We start from the raw sequence: 13,361 nt of genomic DNA, 5'->3' as shown, positions 1-13,361 counted from the left end.
TACTGGAGTTTTGCTGTCATGCGCCTGGTCCAGCTTTCTCGTCATAACATCGCGTTCCCTTCTCCGGAAGGGGCGCTGCGTGAGCCCAACGGGCTGCTGGCCCTCGGCGGTGACCTCAGTCCCGCTCGACTATTAATGGCGTACCAGCGCGGTATATTCCCCTGGTTTTCCCCCGGCGATCCGATTTTATGGTGGTCCCCCGATCCGCGTGCCGTGCTGTGGCCAGCGCAGTTTCACGCGAGCCGCAGCATGAAGCGTTTCCATGCGAAATCACCCTACCGCGTCACCCTCAATCACGCCTTTGGTCAGGTCATTGAAGGCTGTGCCGAAGACCGCTATGAAGGGACATGGATAACCCGCGATATCATTACCGCCTACCTCCAGCTCCATGAGCTTGGCTACGCCCACTCCATCGAGGTGTGGGAAGGCGGAGCACTCGTCGGCGGCATGTACGGCGTGGCGCAGGGGACGCTGTTTTGCGGCGAGTCGATGTTCTCTCGTGCGGTTAACGCCTCGAAAACCGCGCTGCTGGTCTTCTGCGAGGCGTTTGCCCAGCGCGGCGGACGCCTGATCGATTGTCAGGTGCTCAACGAGCACACGGCCTCCCTGGGGGCTGTTGAAATCCCGCGACGCCAGTATATCGAGCATCTGGATGCCAGCCGTCAGGAGAAGCTTCCGCGCGACTTCTGGATACCGAGAACGCTCTTTATGCCCAATGCCTAAATGTTTTCCGCATATTTTTTGTGAGGGTGTTATAATTATGCCGCAGAGTAGCTTCTGCCTGTTGCCCCGCCGCCGTTTGGGACCCTCGCTTCAGATAACGTCCTGACGTTTATCCTGTTGTCTCCCCTTTACGAATGCGCTTCCTGTTCGGTTGTACCGTGACGCTTGGGCAATGCGCCGAAACTGTTTTGCTGCGTTTTAATCGCGCAATTCTTTACTTAATTGATGAATTTCGGCATTATCTTGCCGGTTCAAAACTTGGTAGTGATACCCCAGAGGATTAGATGGCCAAAGAAGACAATATTGAAATGCAGGGTACCGTACTTGATACGTTGCCTAATACCATGTTTCGCGTAGAGCTGGAAAACGGTCACGTGGTAACTGCGCACATCTCCGGTAAAATGCGCAAAAACTACATCCGCATTTTGACGGGCGACAAAGTGACTGTTGAACTGACCCCGTACGACCTGAGCAAAGGCCGCATTGTCTTCCGTAGTCGCTAATTGTTTTCGCCTGTAATGGCAGATGAATATTAAATAAGGCCGGGATTTTCCCGGCCTTACTTTTTTTGTGCTGCAGGTGATTATTTGAACAATTATTCAGCCGTTCGTTTCAGCGTCAGGCTGTCTGGTCGACAGCAAGGCCAGCCACTGTAAGTGACCGACATTAGCAGCCGCAATGCCCTTTTAATGGCTGTGTCTGGCTATGCTATCAGCCGTTTGCCACCTGATAACCTATATTTATCAAAGCATCAAGCTCGTCTTTTGCAAACAACCTTGCCCGATAGCATTCGCCAGGGAACTCTGGATAGCCATCCAGCGAGCAAATCAAATCGTAGATTGTGGCAATAATATGGCCTGTCACATCGCTGATAAAGAAAGAGCGCGCATGGTTGGTGTAGATGCCATAGTAGTCACCATAATCTATTGCTGCCCCCATAAAATCAGTGACTTGAGGAACACGATCGGAAGGTAACTCGAAACTTTCGTGAGCCTGAGTTGCTGTATTGGCGACGAGATCAACAGCATAGAAAACGACTCTCGCAGGATCGGTTTTGTAAAAAACAGCCGTTGAATCAAGCGTAATATCTCGAGTAACTGCATTGCCTTCATTATCGACGCAGGAGCGATTATCAAATAGCGAAAGAACAAATTTCCCTTCAGTCTCATTGCTTAACCCAGCAAAAGCGCTATTTTTAGTGACAAATACGGTATGAGCACCATTTTCAAAATCCGCTATACCGGAAGTATCTATCTGCGTAACGCCCTGTCCTGCAGCGAAATTACTGTTAAACCCCCCTGTATTAATACTCCACAGCATCTTACCATCGGCAGGAGAAATACCAAACGTCAGGCCTGCAGAGCGAGTATGAACAACAATCGCTTCAGCATTTGCCTCACCCGCGGGGATCCAGGAAAGCGAGTTAAGGTGAGCATCGTTTGTGGGACTATTATTCAGGATCTTCGTATTATCAAAAGCACGAGTGTAATTTTTTGCCCACAGCAACACGCCTGTCTTTTCATCAAATTTTAATATTGATGCATCCTGTCGCATAGTATTGGTAGAACGGTCCGGGTTATCATTACCAATCATGAAGAGATTACCAGCTGAATCCCAGATCAGATCGTGGGTGTTAGCATAGCGGTTGCCATCGCGGTCACGTAAATCAAATTCCAGAATCTCGTTGCCCAAAATATCGATTTTGAAAAAGCGTCGCCCATACCAATGTTCATCTTCATCACTGCCGATATAGAAATAACCTTTATGCGTTTTTAGCATCTGGTTACGGTAGGGCTGAGCATAATAGCAGCGAAGATCGCCGTTCCGGTCGTAGCCATCACAATTGGTTGTCATTAACCAACTGTTTCCCCATACGGTCGTGAAGTTAGCGGGATCCGTTTGCTCAATATCGATATGGAAAATTGTCCCATCGCGGTAGAGTTGTTCCTGTGTGCTTACTTGGATGATTTGATTAAAAATTTCCACTCCGCTAAGGTTTTTAAAGATAACCTGCACTTGGTTAAGGTAGTTTGCGTACAGCCCAATAACTGGAACTTTTATCTCAGGTAAAGTGATAATGTCACTTGAAGAATACGTAAAATCTAAACTTGTCGTGCTAGTCGATCTTCCCAGAACCGTATAGGAATATGTTGCCTCTTCATCAATTATAAACTTCAGATAGACCGCAAGCTGGTTGTTAGCAGGAGCGAGATCCATTCCAAGATAGGTAATTGCCATATTATTCACCTGTTGTTAATTATTACTGTGTAACTTCTTTTACTCGCATCTCATTCACCTGTTGGGGAATGATCTTATTTCCTTTCACCAGATAATCAATAACCGCATTGGAAAGGTTATATCCACCTTTTACCTGTTTGTTCTGACCATCAATGAATGCAGTAAAGCCATCACCACCAGGGGCAAGGAAACTATTTGTCGCTACGCGATAGGTATCAGAGTCTACAATTGGCTTGCCATTAAGCGTAAGTAGCACAACGCGTTGCCCGACAGGTTTATGTTGGTCGTAGCGCATCTCCAGTCCTTTCGACATCTGCAAAACACCGTTAGTGAGTGATGCACTGTGCTCCATAAGATTTCGTAAGGATTTCCCTTTCAAATCCATTATGGTTAGCTCATTTGGAAACGGGAACGCGCTAATAACATCGCCGAGGGTTATCGGACCGGCATTCAAATCAGCACGCAGACCACCTGAATTAGTGAGCGCCAGTTGCGCATCAGGCGCAGCAGCAAGCATTGCATCGGTAAATAAATTGCCCAGCGAAGATGATTCCCCGTAGGCGCGCGTAAGCGTAACAGGCGTCTCTCCAACTTTTTGGCGAACCGTTTCGGAGAGCTTTTTATTCCAGCTATCAATAACACTCTGAGTTGCCGGATCGGGTTTCCATTCATCAGCGTAAAGGGTTTTAAGTTCGAAGCTTTTTATTTTGTTGTGATGTTTTTTTAGATCCACATCCAGGACCAGTTTACCAATATCAATCCCACCACTATCAGTCGAAAGCACCAGCGTGTTATCTACTTTAAGCGGCTCCGGCGTCCCAACATGCGCATGTCCGGTAATCAGAATATCCAGTCCTTTCACCTGTTTCGCCGCCTGGATATCCTTATCAAGGGCACGTTTGACATCAGTATTGCCGATACTGGACTGGCGTGCAGGGAAACCTTCATGAATGAGTGCAACGGTTATATCTACTTTTCCACGTAGTTCATCCAAATAACGCTGGAGATATTTCACCTCGTCACGCGCTTCAATACCCTGACGCATTGACGATGAAACGGTATCATCGAAAGCGAATACGCCATGCAACCCAATGACCCCAATTTTAACGCCACCCTTTTCAAGGATTGTATACGGCTTATTCCAGAAAAGGACATTGCTATTTTTATAAAACACGTTACCTAACAGTATCGGGAATTTAGCCTGACTGAGCTGTATCAGCGTATTATCCCAACCATGGTCGAACTCATGATTGCCGACAGACGCAGCATCAAATGACATTGTATTCATAATATCTATGATTGCCCGCCCTTTTGTCAGGCTGCTAATGTATGGACCGGTAAAGTAATCTCCAGCATCGAAATAAAAAGTAGCCTTATTTTTTTGCTTTTCTTGCTTAACGTAAGTCGCAATATTTGCGAAGCCACCGACAGCTCTTTTACCTTCTGCAACATAAGGGAGTTTATAGGGCTCAACATGTGCATGCAGGTCATTGGTATAAATGACGGTAACGTCCTGCGCTGGACTTAGCGAAGCATATCCCGATAGTAATAAAACCGCGATTACTGTTTTTTTCATTTTTAACTCTCGAATTAAAGAAAGAATTTCATTATCGATTAGCAAAAAACAGATTTTGTGAACCTTCTCACGACATATGGAAAAGGGAGACGCGAAAATTTACGACTAACAGAATCAGTTGGTGAAGCACATGGAATCCGCTCAAAAAATAGATCTCAATGTTTGCAAAAGCTGGTCATGTCCAAATCTCGGAATACCAGATGCGAGTGATTATGTTTTTCCTGTTTATCGTCTGGGCTACGCAGCACTTGAATGTCAAAAATGTGGCAGTCTTCCTCCACTGTTTAATACAAAAGAATGTGACGAGTGGTTCAGTCAATTCATGCAACGAAAATTAGGAAATACAGGACAAGGTTGTCCCCGCTGTTTTACAGCGCACATCATTCGCTATGGATACACAAAAGCCAGAACACCCCGCTTTCAATGTTGTACCTGCCGTTATGTATTTACTCCACACTATGACAATGCTGTAGGCCTGAATAAAAATATCACCCTTCTTTCCCAGCTCGAACAAGGGGTGCACTCTGGTGAAACGACAAACCAAAGGGTGCTTGCGCAAGCGGTTAACGGGTTCGAGCGCGATCTGCATGTTTCACTCCCTGCGCTAACAAGGGTGTCAACGACCACAATGGTTATACCGTTTCAGGGTCATTCAACCAGGCAGAAACTGTATGTTGTGATCAGTGCCGATGCTGACTCCGGCAAAATTATTCAAATAACAACCAACTATTGCGACTGGAAGGCAGGTGATTCATTGCTCTATCAGGGTTCTAAGTCTTTCCCTTCTTCGATACTACCGTCGAGCGATACCGATCTTATTCGGGAGCAAGAAATGCAATTTCTTAAACGGAGTCAATTTGATGAAATTCAGTACGGTAGTGCCGAGCTTAAGCGAAACGACCGGGGAAGCATAGTCCGTCCTGTCATTACCATACACAGTCATTTCCAGCGATTAAAACGACGCTTCCCGGGTGTAACCGATCATTATCTCGCCCATGAGTGCGTTTTGCGCGGCGGGGCTATAACTGCCTGGTCAACAGAAGTCCGACTTGGAAAAACCGATCTTTGGTTTGTATCTGAAAAGAATGAAAAGGCCAACCTCTCTGACAAAGCATTTTGCCTTACAGGTAGCTGGAAAATGGGATGGTGGAAAAATGTGTGGCAGCGTTGGGATAATGGCGAGGTATGCAAGATGATTGGCCTACTGACCGGACAGCAAAGTACAGCGGAGCCCGCGTTGATTTCACTTGCATACTGCACTGCGTTTGCTGTCTGGCTGAAATCCCATCCATGGTCATTACAGTGTCATAACTATGGGGCACGGGTAGTGAGCCAGCATTTAGTGGGTCTTGGCTGTATTTATAACCAACAGATGAAGGAAAATTCAGGCAGTTAAGGGCCACATAACGCGAGCTGTACGGCGGCGAACTGCACTTTTTTTTAGTGTCATCAAAAGTTATTAACGTCTTCCTGTAACACCCACTTTTCCGAGAATTAATCCATTTGGCGTCAGAGCAACTCCCCCGACGCCTCGGATCGACGTCAGGAAATAATGTGAATTACCGTTTCTGCACTTTGAGGTGCAACGACATCTGCGGCCATCGAATGCGTAATGTTATGGAGTAGCCCAGTCAGGTGCGGCAACATATCGCGGTCAAAATGCGATACCAGCAGTATGTGGTTTAACGCCCGACAGTAATCACACTGTGCTTCGGTGTCTTCAAGCAGCCACTCTTTTTGTCTCGGTTGTTCCGCTTCGTCCTCAAATTCCACCACCTGAAAATCATGCATTGACTCTGTGAGGCCGGATTTCATTTCTTCCAGATACGCCCCAAGGCAGCGACAGATGGGCTGCGTTTGTGGGAGTGATGTGCAATCGAGGAGGATTTCGGTGAGCAATTTGCAGCGCTCTGCAAGGGTTGGGAGATCGGGGTTGAGGGAGAGTTCGCTATAAAGCGGTGAAAGATTGTTATGTTCCATTTGATTATGACTCCGTGTGAAATGATGAGATCTCCACCCGAACGCCAACTCAGGCGGCAGACTGAACCGGTTTGGCGTACCGACCCACACGGGAAAATCGGCGCTTCAAAAGAAGCCCCGGTTCAGCCCACCATAATTGAGTCTGCGATTATATCGCTAGCTTTCAAAAGTGTGAACGAACCTGATGATAGTTGACGTATCAACATCATTTCTCGTGTGTAATCAGGACGCCAATCCCGGCACCTGATTTTGCAGGTGCGACGCCATTTTATTACTGTGGTTTTATCCAGCAATTGACTTCGAAGGAAACTGGAAAGCGCCTCGCAAAATTCCTCTGCGGTCTGTTGCCCTCACCCCAACCCTCTCCCACAGGGAGAGGGAGAAAACACTAAAAACGACAACACTGTTGTCGTTTTGCTTTTACCTTGGCAGGCATAAAAAAACCGGGCAAAAGCCCGGTTTTTAACATTAACGTTCAACTCACTCAGTGAGCCGCTTCCGGCTTGTGCTTCGCCGCGCTCTGGAAATCGTACGTCAGTTCGTTTTTCGCCTGATCCAGCGCCACGGTCACCTGACCGCCGTCCACCAGCGAGCCAAACAGCAGCTCGTTCGCCAGCGGTTTCTTCAGGTTGTCCTGAATCACGCGCGCCATCGGACGGGCACCCATCGCTCGGTCGTAGCCTTTCTCGGCCAGCCAGTTGCGGGCCTCCTGGCTCACTTCCAGCGACACGCCTTTCTGATCCAGCTGAACCTGCAGTTCGACGATGAACTTGTCCACCACCTGATGGATCACCTCGGTAGACAGGTGATCGAACCAGATAATGTTGTCCAGACGGTTACGGAACTCCGGCGTGAAGATCTTCTTGATCTCCTCCATCGCATCGGTGCTGTTGTCCTGGTGGATCAGGCCGATGGATTTACGCTCGGTTTCACGCACGCCGGCGTTGGTGGTCATCACCAGCACCACGTTGCGGAAGTCCGCCTTGCGCCCGTTGTTGTCGGTCAGCGTCCCGTTGTCCATCACCTGCAGCAGGATGTTGAACACGTCCGGGTGCGCTTTCTCGATTTCATCGAGCAGCAGGACCGCGTGCGGATGCTTGATCACCGCGTCGGTGAGCAGGCCGCCCTGGTCAAAGCCCACGTAGCCCGGAGGCGCACCAATCAAACGGCTGACGGTGTGACGCTCCATATACTCGGACATATCAAAGCGAAGCAGCTCAATGCCCAGCGCTTTGGAGAGCTGAACCGTCACCTCGGTTTTCCCCACACCGGTTGGGCCAGCGAACAGGAAGGAACCGACAGGCTTGTGGTCATGCCCCAGCCCGGCGCGGGCCATCTTGATCGCTTCGGTTAAGGCCTCAATGGCTTTATCCTGACCAAAGACCAGCATTTTCAGGCGATTGCCGAGGGTGCGCAGCGTGTCGCGGTCGCTCTGAGAAACGCTCTTCTCAGGGATACGCGCGATGCGGGCCACCACGGACTCGATATCCGCCACGTTAACGGTTTTCTTACGCTTGCTGGCCGGCATCAGGCGCGCACGCGCCCCCGCCTCATCAATCACGTCAATTGCCTTATCCGGCAGATGACGGTCGTTGATGTATTTCACCGCCAGCTCCACCGCCGCACGGACCGCTTTCGCGGTGTAACGCACGTCGTGGTGCGCTTCGTACTTCGGCTTCAGGCCGTTGATGATCTGCACCGTTTCCTCGACGGACGGCTCGGTCACGTCGATTTTCTGGAAGCGGCGCGCCAGCGCACGGTCTTTCTCAAAGATGTTGCTGAACTCCTGGTAGGTCGTGGAGCCAATCACGCGGATCTTGCCGCTGGAGAGCAGCGGTTTGATCAGGTTCGCGGCATCCACCTGGCCACCGGAGGCCGCACCTGCGCCGATGATGGTGTGGATCTCATCGATAAACAGGATGCTGTTGGTGTCCTGCTCCAGCTGTTTTAACAGCGCCTTGAAGCGTTTTTCAAAATCACCGCGGTATTTAGTGCCCGCCAGCAGCGAGCCGATATCCAGCGAGTAGATGGTGCAGTCGGCAATCACTTCCGGCACGTCCCCCTGGACAATGCGCCAGGCAAGCCCTTCGGCAATCGCGGTTTTACCCACGCCTGACTCACCCACCAGCAGCGGGTTGTTCTTGCGGCGACGGCACAGCACCTGGATCGCGCGCTCCAGCTCTTTATCGCGACCAATCAGCGGGTCGATACCGCCAACGCGAGCAAGCTGGTTAAGGTTGGTGGTGAAGTTTTCCATACGATCCTCCCCGCCTGCTTGCTCTTCATTGTTATTGACCTGATTGCTGGAATCCGATGCCTGGTTAGGCTCGTCTTTGCGCGTTCCGTGAGAAATAAAGTTAACCACGTCGAGGCGGCTGACTTCGTGTTTGCGCAGCAGGTAGGCAGCCTGTGACTCCTGCTCGCTGAAGATGGCGACTAAGACGTTTGCGCCAGTCACTTCGCTACGCCCGGAAGACTGGACGTGGAATACCGCGCGCTGCAGCACGCGCTGGAAGCTGAGCGTCGGCTGCGTGTCGCGCTCTTCTTCACTGGCTGGCAGCACCGGTGTGGTTTGTTCGATGAAGGCTTCGAGTTCCTGACGTAGCGCCACCAGATCCACGGAGCAGGCTTCCAGCGCTTCGCGGGCAGATGGGTTGCTAAGCAGTGCGAGCAGTAAATGCTCGACGGTCATAAACTCATGTCGGTGCTCACGCGCTCTGGCGAAAGCCATATTTAAACTGAGTTCCAGTTCTTGATTGAGCATAGGCACCTCCCCCAATTTTATGCCTTATCAGGCCTTTTCCAGCGTACACAGCAACGGATGCTCGTTCTCCCTCGCATAGTCGTTCACCATCGCCACTTTGGTTTCCGCCACTTCGGCTGTGAAGATGCCGCAGATAGCTTTGCCACGATAATGAACGGTAAGCATCAGTTGCGTTGCACGTTCTACATCATAAGAAAAGAACTTTTGTAGCACGTCAATAACAAATTCCATCGGCGTGTAATCATCGTTCATTAACATAACTTTATACATAGATGGCGGTTTTAGCGCGTCGCGCACTTTGTCTTCCGCCAGCTGGTCGAAATCCAGCCAATCGTTGGTCTTACCCATTATGCATAACCACTTTGAATCTACCTCAGATGTTAGATAACAATCATCTATTACTGTCATCCGCGATGTCTGTCACAAACTGTTGCAATAGCGTTAACTGCTTCAAACTTTGGTTGATTATTGTCCCATCTCCAGCGCCAAACGCTTGACGACTTCTTTCGTTTCTCTAAATTGTACAAGCGTGAGATGGCGAGGTTTTGAACAGCCCCCACTCCACCACCGGTTCATTCCATCTTAACTTATAAGATTTACTAAGGATGTCGAAGCATGGAAATGGGTACTGTTAAGTGGTTCAACAACGCCAAAGGGTTTGGCTTCATCTGCCCCGAAGGCGGCGGCGAGGATATCTTCGCTCACTATTCCACCATTCAGATGGATGGTTACAGAACGCTCAAAGCCGGGCAGTCCGTCCGGTTCGATGTACATCAGGGACCAAAAGGCAATCATGCAAGCCTAATCGTACCCGTTGAAGCAGAGACGGTTGCATAGCTCTCTGTTTTATTGTGTACATCCCGCAGTCAAAATGCCAGCCCGATCGGCTGGCATTTTTATTTTCGGGTTATTCCCGAGCCAGCGCGTCCACCGGATCCAGCCGCGCCGCGTTGCGGGCGGGCAACCAGCCAAACAAAATGCCGGTAAAGGTCGAACACAAAAACGCGGTGATAATGGCAACCGGTGAGAAGACAATCTCCCAGCCGGGTAAAAAGAGCTGGAGCGCAAACGCGATCATCATCGAGAGCGCAATGCCCATCGCCCCGCCGACCAGACACACCAGAACCGCCTCAATCAAAAACTGCTGCAGCACATCGCTGGCCCGGGCGCCGACCGCCATGCGAATACCGATCTCTCGCGTGCGCTCGGTGACCGACACCAGCATGATATTCATCACCCCGATGCCGCCGACGACCAGCGAGATCACCGCCACCAGCGTGAGAAACAGCTGAAGAGTACGTGTGGTCTTTTCCGCCGTTTTCAAGAGGCCGTCCATATTCCAGGTGAAGAAATCTTTCTTCCCGTGGCGCAGGGTTAACAGTCGCTCAAGCTGCTGTTCGGCGAGCGCGCTGTCGTAGCCCTCCTTCACGCGTACGGTGATGGAGTTGAGCCATGACTGCCCCATAATCCGCCCGGAGATGGTGGTATAGGGCAGCCAGACGCGCAGGATCTTGCTGCTGCCAAACATCGACTGCTTCTCTTCCGCCACGCCAATGACCGTGGCGGGCATGTTGCCGACCAGGATCACTTCGCCCACCACGCTGGCTTTATTGGGGAAGAGCTGCCTGCGCGAGTTCGCGTCCAGCACCACCACCTGCGCCCTGCCCGCCAGCTGCTCGGCGTTGAAGGTAGCGCCTTCGCTGAAGGTCATGCCGTAGACGTTGAAATAGTCCCCGCTCACGCCGTTCGCGCTGGCGGCCACGTCAACATTCCCCACGCGCAGACGCAGGTTCTGCGACACCGCAGGCGTGGCGGAGTTCACCCACGGCTGCTTCTGAATTGCCCCCAGATCGTCATACTTCAGCGCCTGCTGATACTGCGGCTCGTCGTCACCAAAATCTTTGCCCGGATAGACGTCAATGGTATTAGTGCCGATGGCGCGGATATCGGCCAGCACCAGCTGCTTGGCCGCGTCGCCCACCACCACGATCGATACCACCGAGGCGATACCAATAATGATGCCGAGCATCGTCAGCAGGGTACGCATTTTGTTAGCCGCCATCGCCAGCCAGGCCATGGTCAGCGCTTCGCGAAAGCCGCTGGAGAACTGTCCCCAGCCGGTTGATGCCGGTAGCGCTTCTTTCGGCGCCGCAGCCCTGGACTCACGCGGCGGTGGATTGCTGACCAGCTCGCCGTCGTGGATCTCAATAATGCGTTCCGCCTGCGCCGCCACCTGCGGATCGTGGGTAACGATAATCACCGTGTGCCCCCGATCGCGAAGCTGATGGAGGATCGCCATCACCTCTTCGCCGGAGTGGCTGTCGAGCGCGCCGGTCGGTTCATCCGCGAGGATCACCTGCCCGCCGTTCATCAGTGCCCGGGCAATACTCACGCGCTGCTGCTGGCCGCCGGACAGCTGCGAGGGCAGGTACTCCACCCGCTCCGCCAGCCCCAGACGCGTCAGCAGCATCTGCGCGCGCTCAAGGCGCTTTTTCCGTTCGACGCCCGCATACACCGCGGGCACTTCCACGTTCTGGGCCGCGTTAAGGTGAGAAAGCAGATGGTAACGCTGGAAGATAAAGCCGAAGTGTTCCCGGCGCAGCTTCGCCAGCGCGTCGCCGTCCAGCGTGGAGACATCCGTCCCGGCCACGCGATAGGTCCCGCTGGTCGGTTTATCCAGACAGCCGAGAATGTTCATCAGCGTCGATTTACCGGAACCCGACGCGCCGACAATCGCCACCATCTCGCCCGCCTCCACGCGCAGGGAGATGCCCTTCAGCACCTCCACCGGGCCGTCGCCTGACGGATAGCTGCGACGAATGTTATTTAGCTCAAGCAGCGCCGTCATTTAGCGGCTCCGGGCAGGGTTTCGCTGACAACAACCTCCTCGCCCTCTTCCAGTCCTTTCACCACCACCACGTCGGTGTCGTTGCGCGCGCCGATCACGACCTCGCGCTCGCGCGTTTCGCCGTTGCGCAGCACTTTCACTTTATAACGACTATCACCGGCGGACTCGCCGAGCGCAGAGAGCGGAATGGTCAGCACGTTCTTCACGCCGGTCAGCTGGATATGCACCTGTGCGGTCATGTCCAGACGCAGCACGCCCTGCGGGTTTGGCACCTCAAAGCGGGCATAGTAGAAGATAGCGTCGTTAACTTTCTCCGGCGTCGGCAGAATGTCTTTAAGCACGCCTTCGTAGCGCGTCTGCGGGTCGCCAAGCACCGTAAACCAGGCGTTCTGCCCCGGCTTAAGATGGATCACATCCGCCTCTGAAACCTGGGCTTTGACCAGCATGGTGCTCATGTCCGCCAGGGTCAGAATGTTCGGCGCCTGCTGCGCGGCAATCACCGTCTGGCCCTGCAGCGTGGTGATCTGGGTCACTTCACCCGCCATCGGCGCGACGATTTTGGTGTAGTCGAGGTTGGTTTTTGCCGTATCCAGCGAGGCCTGATTGCGTTTGATCTGCGCGTCAATCGTGCCAATTTGCGCCTGTTTTACCGCCAGTTCAGTGGTGGCAGTATCTAAATCCTGTTTCGAAATAGCCTGGGTTTTGGCCAGCGCCTGCTGACGGGTCAACGTTACCTGAGCCAGGTTACGTTCTGCCAGCGCCTGCGCACGCTGCGCGCGCAGCTCCATCAGCGTGGCTTCCACCTCGCGGATCTGGTTCTCAGCCTGCTCAGGATCAATAACGCCGAGCAGCTGGCCTTTTTTCACCTTGTCGCCAATCTCAACCGACAGCGTTTTCAGCTGGCCGCTGACCTGCGCCCCGACGTCAACCTTGCGCAAAGCGTCAAGCTTGCCCGTCGCGAGGACGTTTTGCTGCAGTTCGCCCGGGCGAACAATCAGCGTCTGATACTGCGGCGCCGGCGCATTCAGCACCTGCCATAGCCAGTACCCACCGGCTAAAACCACGACCGCCAGCAGCAGAAACAGCGTTCTGCGTTTTCCCTTGAGGTTCATAAATATTCCAAATAAATGTTCTGGCAATGATAAGCGTTGATTCTAACTAAACGACTCTTCAACGAAAGCCCTGTTCTCCGAAATCGTCCTAATTTGTTTACGAGATGTTGACATTTCTCC

At 52.1% G+C, this 13,361-nt stretch carries 11 protein-coding genes; 4 read left to right on the top strand and 7 right to left on the bottom strand.

Features of this window, described 5'->3' with window-relative positions; all coding sequences use genetic code 11:
• Positions 1 to 18 precede the first annotated feature (18 nt).
• Both aat and infA read left to right on the top strand, forming a co-directional pair.
• A complete protein-coding gene (gene aat / locus ACOTZC_RS00895) occupies positions 19 to 723 on the top strand; it encodes a leucyl/phenylalanyl-tRNA--protein transferase (RefSeq protein WP_126302804.1) in 705 nt (234 codons plus the stop codon).
• A 284-nt stretch (positions 724 to 1,007) separates the two neighbouring features.
• Positions 1,008 to 1,226, top strand: coding sequence for a translation initiation factor IF-1 (infA, locus tag ACOTZC_RS00890; protein ID WP_002211347.1), 219 nt, complete (start codon positions 1,008 to 1,010; stop codon positions 1,224 to 1,226).
• 208 nt (positions 1,227 to 1,434) lie between these two features.
• Here infA and ACOTZC_RS00885 read toward each other — a convergent pair whose 3' ends face one another.
• The gene (locus ACOTZC_RS00885; RefSeq protein ID WP_047173342.1) at positions 1,435 to 2,961 is read right to left on the bottom strand and encodes an aryl-sulfate sulfotransferase; all 1,527 of its coding nucleotides are present in this window, start codon (positions 2,959 to 2,961) and stop codon (positions 1,435 to 1,437) included.
• A gap of 22 nt (positions 2,962 to 2,983) precedes the next feature.
• Positions 2,984 to 4,537 (bottom strand): bifunctional metallophosphatase/5'-nucleotidase, encoded by a 1,554-nt coding sequence (locus tag ACOTZC_RS00880; protein ID WP_248193268.1) that lies wholly within the window; start codon positions 4,535 to 4,537, stop codon positions 2,984 to 2,986.
• A gap of 121 nt (positions 4,538 to 4,658) precedes the next feature.
• Here ACOTZC_RS00880 and ACOTZC_RS00875 point away from each other — a divergent pair, with 121 nt between their 5' ends.
• Positions 4,659 to 5,933, top strand: a complete 1,275-nt coding sequence (locus ACOTZC_RS00875; protein WP_126811024.1) for an IS1 family transposase — start codon at positions 4,659 to 4,661, stop codon at positions 5,931 to 5,933.
• 146 nt (positions 5,934 to 6,079) lie between these two features.
• Here ACOTZC_RS00875 and ACOTZC_RS00870 read toward each other — a convergent pair whose 3' ends face one another.
• The 3 genes from ACOTZC_RS00870 to clpS all read right to left on the bottom strand — a co-directional run bounded on the left by ACOTZC_RS00870 (position 6,080) and on the right by clpS (position 9,629).
• Positions 6,080 to 6,517: a hypothetical protein gene (locus ACOTZC_RS00870; protein ID WP_126302807.1), complete on the bottom strand. Its 438-nt coding sequence runs from the start codon at positions 6,515 to 6,517 to the stop codon at positions 6,080 to 6,082.
• A 484-nt stretch (positions 6,518 to 7,001) separates the two neighbouring features.
• The gene (gene clpA / locus ACOTZC_RS00865) at positions 7,002 to 9,281 is read right to left on the bottom strand and encodes an ATP-dependent Clp protease ATP-binding subunit ClpA (RefSeq protein WP_008499992.1); all 2,280 of its coding nucleotides are present in this window, start codon (positions 9,279 to 9,281) and stop codon (positions 7,002 to 7,004) included.
• Between the two features lie 27 nt (positions 9,282 to 9,308).
• Positions 9,309 to 9,629 carry an ATP-dependent Clp protease adapter ClpS gene (gene clpS, locus ACOTZC_RS00860; RefSeq protein ID WP_006174393.1) on the bottom strand — a complete coding sequence of 107 codons (321 nt, stop codon included), beginning with the start codon at positions 9,627 to 9,629 and terminating at the stop codon, positions 9,309 to 9,311.
• A 267-nt stretch (positions 9,630 to 9,896) separates the two neighbouring features.
• On the opposite strand from clpS, the gene cspD reads away from it, so the two are divergent.
• Positions 9,897 to 10,118: a cold shock-like protein CspD gene (cspD, locus tag ACOTZC_RS00855; RefSeq protein ID WP_006809408.1), complete on the top strand. Its 222-nt coding sequence runs from the start codon at positions 9,897 to 9,899 to the stop codon at positions 10,116 to 10,118.
• Between the two features lie 70 nt (positions 10,119 to 10,188).
• On the opposite strand, the gene macB is transcribed toward cspD, so the two are convergent.
• Entirely contained in the window at positions 10,189 to 12,129 is a 1,941-nt protein-coding gene (gene macB, locus ACOTZC_RS00850; RefSeq protein ID WP_421635548.1) for a macrolide ABC transporter ATP-binding protein/permease MacB, read from the bottom strand.
• Entirely contained in the window at positions 12,126 to 13,241 is a 1,116-nt protein-coding gene (gene macA / locus ACOTZC_RS00845) for a macrolide transporter subunit MacA (protein ID WP_045619541.1), read from the bottom strand. The genes macB and macA overlap by 4 nt, the downstream gene beginning before the upstream one ends.
• Positions 13,242 to 13,361 lie beyond the last annotated feature (120 nt).

The organism is Enterobacter cloacae complex sp. SHL009 (assembly GCF_049237205.1).
GTDB lineage: Bacteria > Pseudomonadota > Gammaproteobacteria > Enterobacterales > Enterobacteriaceae > Enterobacter > Enterobacter cloacae_M.
This window is presented reverse-complemented; position numbering and strand designations above follow the sequence as displayed.

What these genes read in the sequence shown, in the direction of transcription:
- clpA (WP_008499992.1), bottom strand. Translation starts at nt 9,281, where the DNA reads ATGCTCAATCAAGAACTGGAACTCAGTTTAAATATGGCTTTCGCCAGA.
- ACOTZC_RS00880 (WP_248193268.1), bottom strand. Translation starts at nt 4,537, where the DNA reads ATGAAAAAAACAGTAATCGCGGTTTTATTACTATCGGGATATGCTTCG.
- clpS (WP_006174393.1), bottom strand. Translation starts at nt 9,629, where the DNA reads ATGGGTAAGACCAACGATTGGCTGGATTTCGACCAGCTGGCGGAAGAC.
- macA (WP_045619541.1), bottom strand. Translation starts at nt 13,241, where the DNA reads ATGAACCTCAAGGGAAAACGCAGAACGCTGTTTCTGCTGCTGGCGGTC.
- infA (WP_002211347.1), top strand. Translation starts at nt 1,008, where the DNA reads ATGGCCAAAGAAGACAATATTGAAATGCAGGGTACCGTACTTGATACG.
- macB (WP_421635548.1), bottom strand. Translation starts at nt 12,129, where the DNA reads ATGACGGCGCTGCTTGAGCTAAATAACATTCGTCGCAGCTATCCGTCA.
- aat (WP_126302804.1), top strand. Translation starts at nt 19, where the DNA reads ATGCGCCTGGTCCAGCTTTCTCGTCATAACATCGCGTTCCCTTCTCCG.
- cspD (WP_006809408.1), top strand. Translation starts at nt 9,897, where the DNA reads ATGGAAATGGGTACTGTTAAGTGGTTCAACAACGCCAAAGGGTTTGGC.
- ACOTZC_RS00870 (WP_126302807.1), bottom strand. Translation starts at nt 6,517, where the DNA reads ATGGAACATAACAATCTTTCACCGCTTTATAGCGAACTCTCCCTCAAC.
- ACOTZC_RS00885 (WP_047173342.1), bottom strand. Translation starts at nt 2,961, where the DNA reads ATGGCAATTACCTATCTTGGAATGGATCTCGCTCCTGCTAACAACCAG.